15 protein-coding genes are annotated in these 16,624 nt (G+C 61.7%); 10 read left to right on the top strand and 5 right to left on the bottom strand.

The window, feature by feature from the left end; genetic code table 11:
- Window positions 1–286 precede the first annotated feature (286 nt).
- A complete protein-coding gene (locus AB9N64_RS02395) occupies window positions 287–754 on the top strand; it encodes a DUF1289 domain-containing protein (protein ID WP_003190830.1) in 468 nt (155 codons plus the stop codon).
- Window positions 755–888: 134 nt separating this feature from the next.
- On the opposite strand, the gene AB9N64_RS02400 is transcribed toward AB9N64_RS02395, so the two are convergent.
- Window positions 889–1,752, bottom strand: coding sequence for a universal stress protein (locus tag AB9N64_RS02400; RefSeq protein ID WP_014718336.1), 864 nt, complete (start codon window positions 1,750–1,752; stop codon window positions 889–891).
- Window positions 1,753–1,901: 149 nt separating this feature from the next.
- On the opposite strand from AB9N64_RS02400, the gene AB9N64_RS02405 reads away from it, so the two are divergent.
- The gene (locus AB9N64_RS02405) at window positions 1,902–2,504 is read left to right on the top strand and encodes a tRNA-(ms[2]io[6]A)-hydroxylase (RefSeq protein WP_014718337.1); all 603 of its coding nucleotides are present in this window, start codon (window positions 1,902–1,904) and stop codon (window positions 2,502–2,504) included.
- Here AB9N64_RS02405 and AB9N64_RS02410 read toward each other — a convergent pair.
- A complete protein-coding gene (locus AB9N64_RS02410) occupies window positions 2,460–3,659 on the bottom strand; it encodes an MFS transporter (RefSeq protein WP_019820166.1) in 1,200 nt (399 codons plus the stop codon). The genes AB9N64_RS02405 and AB9N64_RS02410 overlap by 45 nt on opposite strands.
- A 157-nt stretch (window positions 3,660–3,816) precedes the next feature.
- Between AB9N64_RS02410 and AB9N64_RS02415 the strand changes: the two genes are divergently transcribed.
- The gene (locus AB9N64_RS02415) at window positions 3,817–4,524 is read left to right on the top strand and encodes a response regulator (RefSeq protein ID WP_014718339.1); all 708 of its coding nucleotides are present in this window, start codon (window positions 3,817–3,819) and stop codon (window positions 4,522–4,524) included.
- On the top strand, window positions 4,525–5,802 hold the full coding sequence (locus tag AB9N64_RS02420; protein ID WP_014718340.1) for an ATP-binding protein: 1,278 nt from the start codon (window positions 4,525–4,527) through the stop codon (window positions 5,800–5,802).
- Between the two features lie 137 nt (window positions 5,803–5,939).
- Here the strand turns inward: AB9N64_RS02420 and AB9N64_RS02425 are convergent, their stop codons facing one another.
- The 3 genes from AB9N64_RS02425 to AB9N64_RS02435 form a co-directional block, all read right to left on the bottom strand.
- Window positions 5,940–6,731 (bottom strand): MipA/OmpV family protein, encoded by a 792-nt coding sequence (locus tag AB9N64_RS02425; RefSeq protein WP_032902151.1) that lies wholly within the window; start codon window positions 6,729–6,731, stop codon window positions 5,940–5,942.
- A gap of 16 nt (window positions 6,732–6,747) precedes the next feature.
- On the bottom strand, window positions 6,748–8,571 hold the full coding sequence (locus AB9N64_RS02430) for a serine hydrolase domain-containing protein (RefSeq protein ID WP_371359937.1): 1,824 nt from the start codon (window positions 8,569–8,571) through the stop codon (window positions 6,748–6,750).
- A 116-nt stretch (window positions 8,572–8,687) separates the two neighbouring features.
- Window positions 8,688–9,587, bottom strand: coding sequence for a LysR family transcriptional regulator (locus AB9N64_RS02435; protein ID WP_014718343.1), 900 nt, complete (start codon window positions 9,585–9,587; stop codon window positions 8,688–8,690).
- Between the two features lie 274 nt (window positions 9,588–9,861).
- On the opposite strand from AB9N64_RS02435, the gene AB9N64_RS02440 reads away from it, so the two are divergent.
- The 6 genes from AB9N64_RS02440 (at window position 9,862) to dctP (ending at window position 16,468) form a co-directional block, all read left to right on the top strand.
- Window positions 9,862–10,680, top strand: a complete 819-nt coding sequence (locus AB9N64_RS02440) for a MaoC family dehydratase N-terminal domain-containing protein (protein ID WP_019820163.1) — start codon at window positions 9,862–9,864, stop codon at window positions 10,678–10,680.
- A 28-nt stretch (window positions 10,681–10,708) separates the two neighbouring features.
- The gene (locus tag AB9N64_RS02445; RefSeq protein WP_038450022.1) at window positions 10,709–11,872 is read left to right on the top strand and encodes an acyl-CoA dehydrogenase family protein; all 1,164 of its coding nucleotides are present in this window, start codon (window positions 10,709–10,711) and stop codon (window positions 11,870–11,872) included.
- Window positions 11,873–11,882: 10 nt separating this feature from the next.
- Window positions 11,883–13,232 carry an MmgE/PrpD family protein gene (locus AB9N64_RS02450; RefSeq protein ID WP_371359938.1) on the top strand — a complete coding sequence of 450 codons (1,350 nt, stop codon included), beginning with the start codon at window positions 11,883–11,885 and terminating at the stop codon, window positions 13,230–13,232.
- A 10-nt stretch (window positions 13,233–13,242) separates the two neighbouring features.
- Window positions 13,243–14,436, top strand: coding sequence for a CaiB/BaiF CoA-transferase family protein (locus tag AB9N64_RS02455; protein ID WP_073453285.1), 1,194 nt, complete (start codon window positions 13,243–13,245; stop codon window positions 14,434–14,436).
- Window positions 14,437–14,450: 14 nt separating this feature from the next.
- Window positions 14,451–15,266 carry a CoA ester lyase gene (locus tag AB9N64_RS02460; protein ID WP_014718348.1) on the top strand — a complete coding sequence of 272 codons (816 nt, stop codon included), beginning with the start codon at window positions 14,451–14,453 and terminating at the stop codon, window positions 15,264–15,266.
- A 218-nt stretch (window positions 15,267–15,484) separates the two neighbouring features.
- Window positions 15,485–16,468 (top strand): C4-dicarboxylate TRAP substrate-binding protein DctP, encoded by a 984-nt coding sequence (dctP, locus tag AB9N64_RS02465; RefSeq protein WP_014718349.1) that lies wholly within the window; start codon window positions 15,485–15,487, stop codon window positions 16,466–16,468.
- Window positions 16,469–16,624: the final 156 nt, after the last annotated feature.

Here is a 16,624-nt window from a genome sequence, read left to right on the forward strand (position 1 = left end):
CAGAAGCTGCTTTCAAAGTTTTACGCCTGCAGAACGGAGCTGATGAGGGTTGGCGCGGGCTCTGACCTACCGGGTCGAACCTGCGCCAACACCGTTCTGAAGGAACGACTGTGCTCGTGACGCTTTGAAAACAGCTTCCAGCGGATTATTGGCGCCTTACAAGGCCGGGTGATTCTACGGCAAAAAAAATCTAAAGGTAAGTTGCCTACTCAAGTTTGCTGGGTGATCAACCTTAGACAAAGGGCTAACATGGCGCACTGTTTCGCTGATTTGCGTGTTGCTGCCCATGCCCAACCAAACCATCAAGACCCCCTGCGTCGGCCTGTGCTCTACGGTCTACGGCGATCTCGTGTGCCGTGGATGCAAGCGCTTTCACCATGAAGTGATCCAGTGGAACGGCTATAACGAAGAAGAAAAGCGTGCGGTCTGGCTCAGGCTTGAGCAGCTGTTGGTGCAGGTCATGGCCGGCAAAGTGGAGGTTTTCGACCCCAAGACACTGCGCGGGCAGTTGGAGCAACGCAAGATTCGCTTTGTGCCACACCAGTCCGAGTATTGTTGGGCCTACCAGTTGATCGCCCGTGGGGCCCGGGTGATCAATAACCTGGAGGCGTACGGCATGGTGCTGTTGCCGGAGTTTCGCGACTGGGCGCTGCCTGAACTGCGCGATGCCATTGATCGCGAGTTCTTTATCTTGTCCGAGGCGCATTACCAGCGCTATATCGCGCCTGGGTTCTTGAAAGATGCGCTGGGTTAATTGACTGGCGAGGTCAATGTGGGAGCTGGCTTGCCTGCGATAGCGGTGTATCAGGAGCAAATGCGCCAGCTGACCCACCGCAATCGCAGGCAAGCCAGCTCCCACATTTGATCCACATTGCCTGAAGGTCGGTGTCAGGGCTTGGTCGCCAGCTCTTGCAGATGGTCCATGAGCGTCTGCGGCTTGAGCACCAGCACATCGCTTTGCACCGCATCCAGCACCACTTCTGCGGTATTGCCGATCAACGCGCCGGAAATCCCCGTGCGCGCCACCGTGCCGATAATGGTCACCGCCGCCTGCAAGCGATGGGCAATATGGGGGATCAGCACATCGGCCGGGCCTTCCTCGATATGCAGGTGCCTGTCGTCCACGTCGAACTCGGCCTGGAAGGCCTTGCATTGCTCGCGATAGCGCGCCTCGATGGTTTCCTTGAGCTGAAAGGTCGGGTCTGCCGCCGACAGCATGGGCGAGGGGTGAGCACTGATCACATGCAACTGCGCTTTGGCGAGGCTGGCGATATCAAAGCCATGGTCGATGATCGAATTATGCAGCGAGCGGTGTTCGCCGTCGGCGTTGCCCACATCGATGGCCGCCAGGATCACGCCGCCTGCCCAAGGGGTGGCGGTCTTGACCAGCAACACCGGCGTCGGGCAATAGCGCAGCAACTTCCAGTCCGCCGGGGTCAGCAGGGCTTTTTTCAGAGGGTTGTCGGGGAAGTGCTGTTTGATCACCAGGCCACAGCCTTCGGCTTGCTGCACATCGATGATGGTTTCATGCAGGCTGTCGTTCCAGGCCTGCTCGGTGGTGACGCTGTAGCCGTCTTCTTTCAAGCCTTCCTTGAGCAGGCTCAGCAGCGCCGAATGCTCGTGCTTCTTGTCACAGACCAGCAAGTGCAGGTGCGCGTCGGTCACTTTGGCAATCAGCTTGGCACGCTTGAGGGCCAGGCTTTCCGAATGCTCGGGTTCGATGACCACCAGGATGCTGCGGATGGCTTGCATGGTCGGGATCTCCAAAAGGGCGGGCGTTGGATAACTATAGTTGCTGGCCGGCAGCCGTCATGTTGATACACATCAAGGCCGGTGGCTGGTGGTCTGCGACGGGGTCGGTATAATCGGCGCCCTTTTGTGATCCTTTGCCCGTGAGCCCGATGAACCTGCCCGAAATCCATGAATTCCTCGGCTGCCGCACCCCCGATGCCTGGGTCCAGGCCGCGTTGGCCGATCAGGAAACCCTGCTGATCGACCACAAGAACTGCGAATTCAAAGCCGCCAGCACCGCCTTGAGCCTGATGGCCAAGTACTACGGCCACGTTGACCTGATCAACATGATGTCGCGCCTGGCCCGCGAAGAGTTGGTGCACCACGAGCAGGTCATGCGCCTGATGAAAAAGCGCAAGGTCGAACTGCGTCAACTGCACGCCGGCCGTTATGCCTCGGGTTTGCGCAAGGTGGTGCGCAGCCATGAGCCGGTCAAGCTGGTAGACACCCTGGTGGTGGGCGCCTTTATCGAAGCGCGCAGTTGCGAGCGTTTCGAAGCGCTGGTGCCGCATTTGGACGAAGAACTCGGCAAGTTCTACTTCGGCTTGCTCAAAAGCGAGGCGCGGCACTTCCAGGGTTACTTGAAGCTGGCTTACCAGTACGGCGACGCCAAGGACATCGCCCAGGTGATCGACCGGGTGCGAGCCACCGAGCAGGACCTGATCGAATCACCCGACGTCGAGTTCCGCTTTCACAGTGGCGTGCCAGCCTGAGGCCACGGCCACACCGATCAACGCGGTGATCCCCGCCAGCAGCAGGATCACCGTTGGCGTGCCCAAGGGTGCTGCCAGCACGGCAATCATCAAGCCCGCCAAGGGCTGGGCCAGGTTGTTGAGCAAGGTCATCACGCCGACTGTCTTGCCGAAGTCCTGCACCGGAATCACCCGTTGTCGGGTGCTGCGCAGGTACACGTTGAACATCTTGTCAAAGCCGGTCAGCAGCAGGAACCCCACCGCGTAGGCCCACACGCCGGGGCTGAGCGCTGTGATCAGCGCGCCGACGGTGATCATCGAGTACGACAACCCGCCCAGTACCTTCAGCTTCAGTGATGAATGCGCCAGGTAGAACAGAATCGCGATGGTCACCAGCGCCCCGGCGGCTTGCAGCAGGGCATAGGTGTCTTTGCCCGCTGCGTAGTGGCCGGTGACCATGGCAGCCGAGGTGGCCAGCGTCACGCCGACCATCAGGTTCACACCGACCGCCAGGACGATGATGCGTTTCAACTCCACCCGGTTGAGGATGTGGCCAAAAGCGGTGCGCAGGGGTTGCAGCCAGTTACCCGGCTGTTGTTCATGGATGTGCAGGTCCACCGTGGTGTGGCGCTGCCAGATCAGCATCGCCAGGTCCGCCAGCACAAACAGCACGGCGACCCCCAGCACCACCCAAGGCCACGCCCAGACTTCCAGCATCAGCGCCGCCACCAATGGCCCGAGCACCAGCCCGCTCTGGTCGGCGATCTGCGAATAGGACAAGGTCTTGGCGTAGGTGTAATGCTCGAAGATATGCGGCATCACCACTTCCCGCGCCATTATGCCCTGGGTGGTCAACACGCCGCATACCGCGGACAGCATGACCAGCCAATGGATACCGTCGAACAGCCCATACAGCGCCATCGCCACCACGCAGGCCACGGCCCGATACACCTGGCTGATATGCAGGATACGCACCGGTGAAAACCTGTCGCACAATGCCCCGCACACCGGAAAAGCCAGGTAGCGCGGCAGTGACTCGACAAAAAACGCCAGCCCCGCCCACGACACGCTTTGAGTGGTCTGGAATACGATCAGGGGCACGATAAACAGCAAAACCTGGTCGGCCAGCCGTGAAAGGAACAGCGAAATGAAGAACGCCAGGTAATCCTTGCGCATAGAACTCCCTGTCAATGGCGTTAAAAAGTGCAGGCTATTTGTTAAAAACTCTTAAAAGCATGAAGCTTCTTCGCTGTGGACTGGTCAGCCACATCTGTCGGCCAGCTTGCCACCTATAATGGCCCCATTTCAATCCGCGCATCCACACTGAGAACTTATGGAAAACCTGGGTCTGGGCAAGGTCTTGCTCGTTGAGGACGATGAAAAGCTGGCAGGGCTGGTCTCGCATTTTCTGTCGCAGCATGGTTTCGAGGTACGGGTGGTGTACCGGGGTGATGAAGCCTTGGCGGCGTTCCTGGATTTCAAGCCGAAGATCGTCGTGCTCGATCTGATGCTGCCGGGTCAGAGCGGGCTGCATGTCTGCCGCGAGATTCGCAACGTGTCGGACACGCCCATCGTGATCCTCACCGCCAAGGAAGATGACCTGGACCATATCCTTGGCCTTGAGTCCGGTGCTGACGACTACGTAATCAAGCCGATCAAACCGCCGGTGTTGTTGGCGCGCCTGCGTGCGCTGCAGCGCCGTCAAGTGCCCGAGCCCACCGTGCGCGGTGCCCTGGAATTTGGCCGCTTGTCGATTGATCGCAGTTGCCGGGTGGTCCGCCTGGGCGGCGAGACCATTGACCTCACCACCATGGAATTCGAGTTGCTGTGGTTGCTGGCCAGCAGCGCGGGCAAGATTCTCTCTCGCGACGACATCCTCAACCGCATGCGCGGCATCGCTTTTGACGGCCTGAACCGCAGCGTAGACGTGTACATCAGCAAACTGCGCGGCAAGCTCAATGACAACCCCCGCGAGCCGGTGTGCATCAAGACCATCTGGGGCAAGGGCTACCTGTTCAATCCGTTCGCGTGGGAGGTGTAGATGCTGCGCTTGTATCTGCGCCTCTATCTGATTCTCGCGCTCGGTCTGGCCGGGTCGATCTGGTTGGTCAACTACGGCCTGGACGCCTACATGCCCGAGTCCAACGAAACCTATAACCGTGAAGCCCTGCGCGGCCCGGCCTGGGCCCTGGTGGAGCAACTGCGCCCCGTGCAGGCAGAGGCACGCCAGGCACGCCTGGACGAGCTGCAACCGCATTACGGCTTGCGGCTCAAATTGGTGCAGCGCGACACCCAGGATTTGAGCGAACGGGAACAGAAACTCCTGGCGGCTGACCAGGTGGTGGTGCGCGAAGACTTCATGAAATTTCTCGCGCCTATCGACGACGGCCCGCAACTGCTCGAAATCAGATTGCCGGAAGAACCCAAGTGGTTATACCTGTGGGCCTATGGCTTCCTGGGCGTGAGCCTGGCCATCGTCCTGTATTTCTGGGTGCGTCCACACTGGCGCGACCTGGAGCACATCCGCCTGGCAGCGCAACGTTTCGGTGACAATGACCTGGGCTCGCGCATCTTGCTGCCGAGTCGCTCCACCGTGCGCTCACTGGCCGGGCACTTCAACCAGATGGCCGAGCGCATCGAAGGTTTGATCGCCAACCAGCGCGAACTCACCAACGCGGTCTCCCACGAATTGCGCACGCCGATTGCGCGGCTGTCATTCGAGCTGGACCAGCTCAGGCAGCAGAGTGACCCACGGCAAAGCCGAGCGTTGATCAACGACATGTACGCCGACCTCGGTGAACTGGAAGAAATGGTCTCCGAGCTGTTGACCTATGCCAGCCTTGAGCCAGGCGCTACCCAGGTCACCCGCGAGCAAATCGAGGCCCACAGTTGGCTCGACAGTGTGATCGGCAGCGTGGCCCTGGAGGCCGAAGCAGAAGGGGTGCAGTTGTCGTTGCGCACCTGCGAGGTGGACGTTATCCAGATCGAGCCACGCTTTATGGCGCGGGCCGTGATCAACCTGCTGCGCAACGCGATTCGTTATGCCGATCGTCGCGTGGAAGTGTCGCTGGTCAAGTTTGGCAGCGGTTACGAAGTGCGGGTCAACGACGATGGGCCGGGGGTACCGCTGGAGGGTCGCACCAAGATATTCGAACCCTTCCTGCGCCTTGACGCCAGCCGCGACCGCCGCACAGGCGGATTTGGCCTGGGCCTGGCGCTGGTCAAGCGTGTCAGCCAGTGGCATGGCGGGCAGGTGGAAGTGCAGGATTCGGAGTGGGGCGGGGCGTCGTTTCGAATGACGTGGGCCTATGCAGAGTAAGGCGGCTTGCCCCCATGCCATCCTGTAGGAGCGAGCTTGCTCGCGAAGAACCTCAACGATAACGCGTGTTTTCTGGATAAACGCGGCGCCTGCGAGTTTTTCGCGAGCAAGCTCGCTCCTACAGAGGGCAAGTCAGATCAGAAGGTGTACTGCAGCTCCCCCAACACCGACGCCTGCAGCCGCTGCTCCACAATCGGGCTCTTGCCTGCTTCATTCGCCAGGTATTGCACATCGAGCAAGGTCGAGAACTGCGTGTGTTCGTTGATCGGCACGCTCCATGAGAGGTTCATGCCATTGCTGATATTGCCGGCACTTGCCTTGTATTCCTTGAAGCGGCTGCGGGTGGCCTGGTCGGCAGTCACGCCGTACCAGGTTTGCAGGTAGTTGCGGTCACCGAAGTGGCTGTTGATGGCGGCATCGACGGAGCCGTAGCGGCCTTCATAGAGATGGGTACCCAGGCTCAACTCCAGGTGGGTAAAAGCCTTGCCGGTTTCCTTGTGTTTATCTTCTTCAAGCGCATGTTCCAGGGTGGCGCCGATGATCACACCGCCGAGGTTGTAGGCGGTACTTACCCCCAATTGCGGACGTGACTTGATCTCGCCCATGCCTTTGAGGCGTTTGGAGCCGGCATGCATGCTTTCATTTTTATCCTTGCGCGAATCGCTTGCGCCAACGTATGCGCTGAAGCTCAGGGCATCACCTTCGTAACCCCAGCCCAAGCCCGTATCAGTGTCGAGGAAGACGCCCCAAGGGCTGATGATTTTGCCGCCGAGCACAGGCGCCGTCATACGTTCGTCGCTGCCACTGTAGCGGGGTGCGTTGGCCATGCCGGCCTTGAGGCTGTATTGCCAGTCTTCGGCAAGCGCCGTATCGGCGGCGGCGAGCAGGCACAGTGAGGTCAATGACAGGCACAGGTTTTTTGAGTGCATCAGGGTGTTTTCCTGGTTAGAGGTTCAAGGGTGTGTGGGGTGAATGGGTGCGTTTGAACGAGTAGCCCGAAGCACTCAGGCCGTTGACCTGGCGGCTGACCGTATCGCCCAGGCCGTAGCCGTTGCCGGCCAGCACCGCATGGGCGTTGTCGATGGGCAGCAGGATGTAGTCGGTCAGCGGCTCGCCGTGCAATTGGCCGCGAATCACCAGGAAACCGTCCTCCTGGCGCACGCTGATGCCACTCAATGGCGCGTCGGGTTCATGGCTGCTGAGCACCTGGTAGGTGCCGACCGTGTTGGCCCAGGCTGCGGACAAGGGCGGCGGCTCGATGCGCTCGCCGATGGCAATGCGTTGGCCGTGGCTGCGGGCGGTGAGCATTTGGCGGCCTTGTACCGTGAGGACATCCAGCTGCACGCGGCCCAAATCGCCGAGGTCCTTGCGCCAGAACCCCAGTATCTTTTTCTGCGCCCGCAGCCAGCCTTGCTCATCAAGCAATAGCTGGAAATCGTAGCCGGCCAGTTCACCGCTCAAACGGGCATGCTCATCTCTGATGCGGAACACGCCCCAGGCGGTCGCGTAGAAGCCGGCCAGGCGCTTGCGATCCACCGCCGCCGGTACGTGGCGCAGCTTGAGGCCGTGGCTGGGGGCCTGGCAGTCGTCGGCGCATACGGGCTTGCCGGTCTGAGCCTGGAGCATCAGGCGCAGACTGTCGGTGGTCAGCGACACCACCATGTCTTCGGCGTTGCTGTCGTTGGCCATGATGACCACGGCCAGTTGCTGATCCGGTAGCAGGGTCAACTGGGCCACGAAGTCGTCGCCGCCACCGCTGTGCTGGTAGGTGCGCACACCGGGGCCGATGGGCTCGTCACCACAGGGCGCCAAGAACCAGCCCAAGCCCATCTGGCAGTCGAAATCCAAGGCGTTGCCGGTGTTTTGCTGGGTAAACATGGCATCGATAGAAGCGCTGCCGAGGATCTGACGGCCCTTGTAGGTGCCCTTGGCAAACAGCATGCGCACGTAGCGGCTGAGGTCTTTGGGGCTGGTCCACAGGCCACCGGCGGCGAGGTCACGCACCTGGGGGTCGGTGCTGGCCTTGCCATCCTCGTAGCCGTGGGCGCGATAGCTCATTTGCGCACCGGTACCCAGGAAACTGGACTGGTTCATTCGCAAGGGTGTGAGCAGGCTGCTTTGTAACTGGGCTTCGAAGCTTTTGCCGCTGCTACGCTCAATGGCGGCGCCCACCAAGGCATAGCCAAGGTTGGAATACGCCACCTGGGAACCCGGCAGGCTGCTCAGCCACACACCCGACACACGCATCGGCATCTGCCCCATGGCATAGGTGCTGCGCAGGTCGCGCAGGTGCTCGCTGGGCAAGCCGGATTGATGGCTGAGCAAGCGCCGCAAGGTGATCGCTCGATCCGCCTCGGCCTGGTCGCTGTGAAAGCGGGAGCGTACGTAGAACTCTCGCAGGGTCTGCTGGATCGGCGCATCCAGCGCCAGGTGTTGCTGCTCCACCAGTTGCAGCGCCGCCGTGGCGGTCAGCAGCTTGGAGATGCCACCGGCGCGAAACGCGGTATTGGGCGTGACCGGCACCCCCAGGTCTTTGTCAGCCAGGCCAAAGCCGCGGGCCCAGATCAGCTCCTGGCCATTGACCAGGGCAATCGACAATCCCGCCACATTGTCCCGCGCCATCTCCTGGGGAATGCGGGTCTGCAGGTAGCGGATGATTGCGCCGTAATCACCTTTTTGAATCGGCGGCGGGGCAGGCGGTTGCGAGTGGCAACCGATACTGCCCAACAGGCAACCCAATAGCGGAATACCGCGCAGTCTGCGAAACATCAAGAGCACCCGAATGATGATTTGGATGCTGGAATGCTAGGGCGGCGGGTGCTGAGAATCTTTGAGTGCTTTGTCGGGAAACTGTCAAAGACTGTTAACGGCCGCTTATAAAAACATCAGGATTTGCCCAGGGGGGCAGGCATCAACGTGGCGATCAGGGCGCGTATGGTCCCCGGCAGCGCTTCCAGCTCGCGTACCAGGATGCTGCGCTCGCGAATCGCCCAGGGCTCGTCCAGTTTCACCGTCACCAGCTGCATGGTGCGGCTGTGACGCAGGGCGGCGGACTCTGGAATGATGCCAATGCCAACGCCGGCCTCGACCATCCGGCAGATCGCCTCGAAGCTCGAGACCTGGATACGCAGCGACAATTGCTTGCCCAGACGCTCGACGTGTTCACGCAGGAAACTCAACAGCGTGCTGCCTTCATGCAGGCCGATATGCTGATACGCCAGGGTCTGCTCGAGGGTGACCGAAGGCAGTTCGGCCAAGGCATGCCCGACGGGCACCATCAGCACCAGTTCATCGGTGCTGAAATGCAACACTTGCAGGCCGGAGGCTTCCACGGGGCCGGCGATGATACCCATGTCACTGGTGCCATCGAGCACCCCGCGCACGATGTCTCGTGACAGGCGTTCCTGCAGGTCGACGGTGACGCCCGGGCGCTGTGACAGAAAGCCTGCCAGGACTTCCGGCAAAAACTCGGTGACCGCCGTGGTGTTGGCGAAGATACGGATATGCCCGGCCGAATCCACGCCGTATTGGGTGAACTCGCTTTTGAGGTAATCCACCTGGCGCATGATCAACCGCGCATGGTGTAACAGGCGCTCGCCTGCCGGAGTGATTTCCACGCCCCGGCTGTCGCGGTACAACAGGCGCGTGTCGAGCTGTCCTTCCAGGGCCTTGATCCGCGCACTGGCGGCAGCCGGCGACAGGAAGGCGCGCTTGGCACCCTGAGTGAGGCTGGGGGATTCGGCGATATGGATAAACAGGCGCAGGTCGGCGAGATCGAAGTGCATGCAAGGCTCCCGGTATAAACACCAAACCTCATCACAATGAAGACCCAAATGTGGGAGCGGGCTTGCTCGCGAAAGCGGTGTATCAGGCAATGTATTCAGTGACTGACACTGCGCTTTCGCGAGCAAGCCCGCTCCCACAGGGATGTGCGGTGTTTTCCAATTAAATTGGCGTTCAGCATAACCGAACGCTGGTTTATTGAAATGCAAATTCTCAGAACGGGCTGGCCCTTGCATGATCCTCGGCAGACACCCACTGCCTGAGGACCTGCACCCGATGAGCGCCACTGATTGGATCGGCCGAAGTGAGACCGCCTACGACCACCTGAGCCATAACCTGCTCAAGCGCATCGCCGCCACATTAGGTGAAGAGGTGCCTGCCGACGGCGACGCTGTGCCTGCGTTGTGGCAATGGTGCTTTTTCCAGGACCCGCTGCCGGAGGTGGCGTTGGGCAGCGACGGCCATCCGGCACGCGGCGGGTTCCTGCCGCCGGCCGATAACCGCAATCGCATGTGGGCCGGTGGGCGTCTTGAATTTCTGCACCCACTGCGGGCTGGCGAGGCGGCTACGCGCGTGTCGACCATCACCCAGGTTGAAGAAAAGACCGGGCGCACCGGCTCACTGCTATTTGTCACCGTGCGTCATGACTACTCCCAGGAAGGGCGCCTGGCCATCCGCGAGGAGCAGGACATCGTCTACCGCGAACCCACGCCACCCAAGCCTGGCAGCGGCGACGCGCTGGCCCGGGGCGAATGGACAGAGGCCGTCGAGCCGACGCCGACCCTGTTGTTCCGCTACAGCGCCGTCACGTTCAACGGCCACCGCATCCACTACGACTACCCCTATGTCACCGGCACCGAAGGCTATGCCGGCCTGGTGGTGCATGGCCCGCTGATCGCCACCTTGAACCTGCGTGCGTTCTGCCGAGCGCACCCTGAGGCGACCTTGCGCCGCTTTGCCTATCGCGGCGTGCGCCCACTGATTGCGCCACAGCCTTTTCAGGTCGGCGGGCGCATCACCGCCACCGGCGTCGCAGAACTGTGGGCTGGCAACACTGAAGGCCTGGCACAGACCGCCCAGGTGCATTTCGAATAACCCGATAACAACAGGCGGAGAGCCGTAGATGAATGCCCATGACAACGAAGAACTCAATGCGATCCGCGACGGCGTGCGCGCCTTGTGCGCCGAGTTCGATGCCGCTTACTGGCGCAAGATCGATGAAGAAAAAGGCTTCCCCGAAGCCTTCGTCAAGGCCCTGACCGATGCTGGCTGGCTGTCGGCAATGATCCCCGAGGAATACGGCGGTTCCGGCCTGGGCCTGGCCGAAGCCTCGGTGATCCTTGAGGAAGTCAACCGCTGCGGCGGCAACTCGGGCACCGTGCACGGCCAGATGTACAACATGTTCACCCTGCTGCGTCATGGCAGCGAGGCGCAAAAACGCTACTACCTGCCCAAGCTGGCCAGCGGTGAATTGCGCTTGCAGTCGATGGCCGTCACCGAACCCACTACCGGCACCGACACCACCAAGATCAAGACCACGGCGATCAAGCGCGGCGACAAGTACGTGATCAACGGCCAGAAAGTCTGGATCTCACGGGTACAGCATTCCGACCTGATGATTCTGCTGGCACGCACCACGCCCTTGGCCGACGTAAAGAAAAAATCCGAAGGCATGTCGATCTTCCTGGTGGACCTGCGCCAGGCCATCGGCAACGGCCTGACCGTGCAGCCCATCGCCAATATGGTCAACCATGAGACCAACGAGCTGTTCTTCGACAACCTGGAGCTGCCCCTGGACAGCCTGATTGGCGAGGAGGGCAAGGGCTTCAAATACATCCTTGATGGCCTGAATGCCGAGCGCACGCTGATTGCCGCCGAGTGCATCGGTGACGGCCGCTGGTTCATCGAAAAGGCCAGCGCCTATGCCCGCGACCGTGTGGTGTTTGGCCGGCCCATCGGGCAAAACCAGGGCGTGCAGTTCCCGATTGCCGAGGCGCATATCGAGATCGAAGCGGCCGACCTGATGCGCTGGCGTGCCTGCGAGGAATACGACAGCGGCAAGAACGCCGGGGCCAGTGCCAACATGGCCAAGTACCTGGCGGCCAAGGCGTCCTGGGAAGCGGCCAATGCCTGCCTGCAAACCCACGGCGGCTTCGGCTTTGCCTGCGAGTACGACGTGGAGCGCAAATTCCGCGAGACCCGCCTGTACCAGGTGGCGCCGATCTCCACCAACCTGATCCTGTCCTACGTGGCCGAGCATTTGCTCGAACTGCCACGCAGCTTCTGAGGGCCTGAGCATGAGCCCTACCCAAGCCCTGTGCCGATTCCTGGCCGAGCTGACGTACTCACAATTGCCCGAGCCCGTGCTGGCGCGCACCGAAGAACTGTACCTGGATTGGCTCGCGTCCGCCTTGGCCAGCCAAGGCGCGCACCCGATCCCGCTGTTTGAACGCTACGCGCAGAAGATGGGCCCGAGCAGCGGCCCGGCCCAGGTGATCGTCAACGGCACCGGCACCAGCGCGTATTTTGCCGCACTGGTCAACGCCGCTTCCTCACATCTGGTGGAGCAGGATGACCTGCACAACAGCTCCGTGCTGCACCCGGCCACCGTGGTGTTTCCCGCTGCATTGGCGGCTGCCCAGGACCTCGGCAAGTCTGGCCGTGAGCTGTTGCTGGCTTCTGTAGCCGGCTATGAGGCCGGGATTCGCATCGGTGAGTTCATGGGCCGCTCCCACTACCGCATCTTCCACACCACGGCCACGGTCGGCACCCTGGCGGCGGCGGTCGCGGTGGGCAAGTTGCTCGACTTCAACGAAGAACAATTCATCAACCTGCTCGGCAGCGCCGGCACCCAGGCTGCCGGGCTGTGGGAGTTTCTGCGCGATGCCGCGGACTCCAAGCAACTGCACACGGCCAAGGCGGCGGCGGACGGCTTGCTGGCGGCTTACCTTACGGCCGATGGGCTGACCGGCGCGCGCAATATCCTTGAAGGTGAGCAAGGTTTGGCGGCCGGTATGTCCAGTGATGCCCAACCGGGCAAATTGTCTTCCGAGCTGGGCAGCCGTTGGGCGCTGGTGGAAACCTCGTTCAAATTCCACGCCTCCTGTCGCCACACCCATCCTGCTGCCGATGCGCTGCTGGACGTGATGCAGCGTGAAGGCCTGAGCGCTGCGCAGATCTCCCAGGTGCAAACCCACGTGCACCAAGGCGCCATTGACGTACTCGGCCGAGTGACGGTGCCGGCCACCGTGCACCAGGCCAAATTTTCCATGGGCACGGTGCTTGGGCTGATCGCTGTGCATGGCAAAGCCGGTTTGCCTGAATTCCATGAGCTGGCGTTGACCGATCCTGCGGTCGCGGCGTTTCGCGACAAGGTCTGCATGAGCCTGGACCCCGAAGTCGACAACGCCTACCCGCAACGCTGGCTGGGCCGCGTCACCGTCACCACCACCGATGGCCGCACGCTGCACGGTGCCATTGATGAACCCAAGGGCGACCCGGGCAACACCCTGAGCCGTGCCGAGCTGGCGGACAAGTTCCAGCGCCTGGCCGACTTCAGCGGCGCCCGCACCCCGGCCCAGGCCAACCGCCTGATCGAGCAGGTGTGGAACCTGCGAACTACCGCGTCCATGGCCCATTGGCTTTGAGGGATTTGTCATGACTGAACAACGACCGCTGGACGGCATCACCGTCGTCAGCCTGGAACACGCGATTGCCGCGCCGTTCTGTACGCGCCAACTGGCCGACCTCGGTGCCCGGGTCATCAAGGTAGAGCGCCCCGGCACCGGCGATTTCGCCCGTGGCTATGACGAGCGGGTGCGTGGCCTGGCGTCACATTTCGTCTGGACCAACCGCTCCAAGGAAAGCCTGACCCTGGACCTCAAGCAGGACGAGGCGGGCGCCATTCTGGATGCGCTTTTGGCCGATGCCGATGTGCTGGTGCAGAACCTTGCCCCCGGCGCGGCGGCGCGCATGGGCTTATCGTTCGAGGCGCTGCACGTGCGTTTTCCACGCCTGATCGTCTGCGATATTTCCGGCTATGGCGAAGGCGGGCCCTACGAGAAAAAGAAAGCCTACGACCTGCTGATCCAGAGCGAGGGCGGCTTCCTCTCGGTGACCGGAGGCCCAGAAGAAGAACAGATGGCCAAGGCCGGTTGCTCCATCGCGGATATCTCCGCCGGCATGTACGCCTACAGCGGCATTCTGTCGGCGCTGCTGCTACGCGGCAAAACCGGCCAGGGCAGCCGCATCGATGTAAGCATGCTCGAAAGCCTGGTGGAGTGGATGGGCTACCCGATGTATTACGCCTTCGACGGCGCGGCGCCGCCACCGCGTGCGGGTGCCGCGCATTCGACGATTTACCCCTACGGGCCGTTTCCCACCGGGGGCGGCGGCACCGTGATGCTTGGCTTGCAGAACGAGCGCGAATGGGCGGCGTTCTGCGACAAAGTGCTGCTCACCCCGGCGCTGGCCATGGACGAACGCTTCAGCGCCAATTTCAAGCGCTCGGCCAACCGCGAGGTGCTGCGCCAGATCATCGTGGAGCGCTTTGCCCAACTGGGCGTCGAGGCGGTGATCCAGCGCCTGGAAGACGCGCAAATTGCCAGCGCCCGGGTCAACGATATGCAAGGCGTGTGGGACCACCCGCAACTCAAGGCCCGCGACAGCTGGCGCGACGTCGACAGCCCGGCGGGGCCGTTGCCGTCGCTGCTGCCACCGGCCCGTAACGCCGCGTTTACCCCGCGCATGGACGGCGTGCCAGCGCTGGGGCAACACAGCCAAGGCATCCTCGATCAGCTGGGTTACTCCGTTGAGGCCATTAACAGCCTGCGCGAGCGCGGCGTTATCTAATCAGGAATCAAGTGATGCCAAAGCCTTTAGTACGTTCTGCGCTGTTTGTGCCGGGCAGCCGCCCGGAGCGGTTTGCCAAGGCCCTGGCCAGCGGCGCCGACGCAGTTATTGTGGATTTTGAAGACGCGGTGGAAGAACCGCTCAAGCGTCAGGCCCGGGATAATCTGGGGGCATTCCTGTGCGCCCATCCCGAGGCCCAGGTGTGGGTGCGCATCAACGCGCCGCAACATGCCGAACATTTTGAGGACGTGGCCTTCTGCAAGGCCCATGCAAATGTCGCCGGGGTATTGCTGCCCAAGGTCGAAAGCGCGGCCCAGGTGGCTGTGGTGGCCGCTACCGGCAAGGCTATCTGGCCGATTATCGAAAGCGCACGCGGTTTGCTGGCACTGGCGCAGATTGCCCAGGCGCCCCAGGTAGAGCGCCTGTCGTTCGGTGGCTTGGACCTGGCGCTGGACCTGAACCTGAGCAGTCACTCCCGTGCCGCCGAATTGGCCCTCGACCAGGCGCGCCTGGCGTTGATCGTGCATTCGCGCGCCGCGGGCCTGGCGGCGCCGCTGGACGGCGTGCACCCGGCCATCGACGACCCCGAAGGCCTGCACCGCTCGATCCGGCACGCTTATGAAATGGGCTTTGCCGGGGCATTGTGCATTCACCCCAAGCAAGTCGCGGTGATCCATGCCGCGCTGGCGCCGAGCGCTGAAGAGCTGGCCTGGGCCAGGCGGGTGGTGGAGGCGGGTGCTGATGGGGCAGGGGCTTATCAGATTGATGGGCAGATGGTGGATGCGCCGGTACTGCTGCGCGCGCAACGGCTGCTGGCCGCGCAACTGTAACTGACAAAACCGGGAACAAAGTGTGGGAGCTGGCTTGCCTGCGATAGCGGTAGAACAGTCAATGTCTGTGTTGCCTGACACACCGCTATCGCAGGCAAGCCAGCTCCCACACTGGGCGCGTTCGGCCAGGCCGAACGCAGGTATCTAAAATTCGAAATTCACGACACGCGTTACATCAGGCACCTTGCCTTAAACACAACAATAAGAAGGTGATTCCCATGCTCAAGCTTTCCCGGGCGCTGCTGTGCGCCGCCACCTTGTTTACCGCTGGCCTGGCCCAGGCGGCAGACCCGATTGTGATCAAGTTCGCCCATGTGGTGGCCGAAAACACCCCCAAAGGCCAGGGCGCGCTGCTGTTCAAAAAACTTGCTGAAGAGCGCCTGCCCGGCAAGGTCAAGGTCGAGGTGTACCCGAACTCGTCGCTGTTTGGCGATGGCAAGGAAATGGAAGCATTGCTGTTGGGTGACGTGCAAATGCTGGCGCCGTCCCTGGCCAAATTCGAGCACTACACCAAGCAAGTGCAGATCTACGACCTGCCGTTCCTGTTCAACGACCTGGCCGCCGTCGACCGTTTCCAGGCCGCTCAGGGCAAGCAACTGCTGACCTCGATGCAGGATAAGAACATCCTCGGCCTGGCCTATTGGCACAACGGCCTCAAGCAACTCTCCGCCAACAAGGCCCTGCATGAACCCAAGGACGCCCGTGGCCTGAAGTTCCGCGTGCAGGCTTCCAGTGTGCTCGAAGAACAGTTCAAGGCGATCCGCGCCAACCCGCGCAAGATGAGCTTTGCCGAGGTTTACCAGGGCCTGCAGACCGGTACCGTGAATGGCACCGAGAACACCTGGTCGAACTATGAAAGCCAGAAGGTCAATGAAGTGCAGAAGTACTTCACCGAGTCCAACCATGGCCTGATCGACTACATGGTGATCACCAACGCGAAGTTCTGGAATGGCCTGGCGCCGGATGTGCGCAGCACCCTGGAGCAGATCATGGCCGAGGTCACCGTGGAGGTGAACAAGCAGGCCGAAGCGCTGAACCAGTCGGCCAAGCAGAAGATCGTCGACGCCAAGACCAGCGAAATCATCGAACTGACCCCCGAGCAACGTGCGCTGTGGCGCGAAGCCATGCGCCCGGTGTGGCAGAAGTTCGAGGGCGAGATTGGGGCTGACCTGATCAAGGCGGCGGACGCTTCAAACCAGTAAACCTCTGTGGGAGCGGGCTTGCCCGCGACTGATCGTTCCCACGCTCCGCGTGGTAATGCATCCCGTGACGCTCCGCGTCGCCTTACGCACGGCGTGATACAGGACGTGGAACGTCCGGGGCGGCATTACCACGCGGAGCGTGGGAACGATCTACAG

Origin of the sequence: Pseudomonas sp. KT_2_4 (assembly GCF_041410225.1) — a bacterium.
Classification (GTDB): Bacteria; Pseudomonadota; Gammaproteobacteria; order Pseudomonadales; family Pseudomonadaceae; genus Aquipseudomonas; species Aquipseudomonas paracarnis.

Bases quoted from the DNA above. Each gene is read 5' to 3' on its own strand.
- AB9N64_RS02395 (WP_003190830.1), top strand. From the start codon at position 287: ATGCCCAACCAAACCATCAAGACCCCCTGCGTCGGCCTGTGCTCTACG.
- AB9N64_RS02400 (WP_014718336.1), bottom strand. From the start codon at position 1,752: ATGCAAGCCATCCGCAGCATCCTGGTGGTCATCGAACCCGAGCATTCG.
- AB9N64_RS02405 (WP_014718337.1), top strand. From the start codon at position 1,902: ATGAACCTGCCCGAAATCCATGAATTCCTCGGCTGCCGCACCCCCGAT.
- AB9N64_RS02410 (WP_019820166.1), bottom strand. From the start codon at position 3,659: ATGCGCAAGGATTACCTGGCGTTCTTCATTTCGCTGTTCCTTTCACGG.
- AB9N64_RS02415 (WP_014718339.1), top strand. From the start codon at position 3,817: ATGGAAAACCTGGGTCTGGGCAAGGTCTTGCTCGTTGAGGACGATGAA.
- AB9N64_RS02420 (WP_014718340.1), top strand. From the start codon at position 4,525: ATGCTGCGCTTGTATCTGCGCCTCTATCTGATTCTCGCGCTCGGTCTG.
- AB9N64_RS02425 (WP_032902151.1), bottom strand. From the start codon at position 6,731: ATGCACTCAAAAAACCTGTGCCTGTCATTGACCTCACTGTGCCTGCTC.
- AB9N64_RS02430 (WP_371359937.1), bottom strand. From the start codon at position 8,571: ATGTTTCGCAGACTGCGCGGTATTCCGCTATTGGGTTGCCTGTTGGGC.
- AB9N64_RS02435 (WP_014718343.1), bottom strand. From the start codon at position 9,587: ATGCACTTCGATCTCGCCGACCTGCGCCTGTTTATCCATATCGCCGAA.
- AB9N64_RS02440 (WP_019820163.1), top strand. From the start codon at position 9,862: ATGAGCGCCACTGATTGGATCGGCCGAAGTGAGACCGCCTACGACCAC.
- AB9N64_RS02445 (WP_038450022.1), top strand. From the start codon at position 10,709: ATGAATGCCCATGACAACGAAGAACTCAATGCGATCCGCGACGGCGTG.
- AB9N64_RS02450 (WP_371359938.1), top strand. From the start codon at position 11,883: ATGAGCCCTACCCAAGCCCTGTGCCGATTCCTGGCCGAGCTGACGTAC.
- AB9N64_RS02455 (WP_073453285.1), top strand. From the start codon at position 13,243: ATGACTGAACAACGACCGCTGGACGGCATCACCGTCGTCAGCCTGGAA.
- AB9N64_RS02460 (WP_014718348.1), top strand. From the start codon at position 14,451: ATGCCAAAGCCTTTAGTACGTTCTGCGCTGTTTGTGCCGGGCAGCCGC.
- dctP (WP_014718349.1), top strand. From the start codon at position 15,485: ATGCTCAAGCTTTCCCGGGCGCTGCTGTGCGCCGCCACCTTGTTTACC.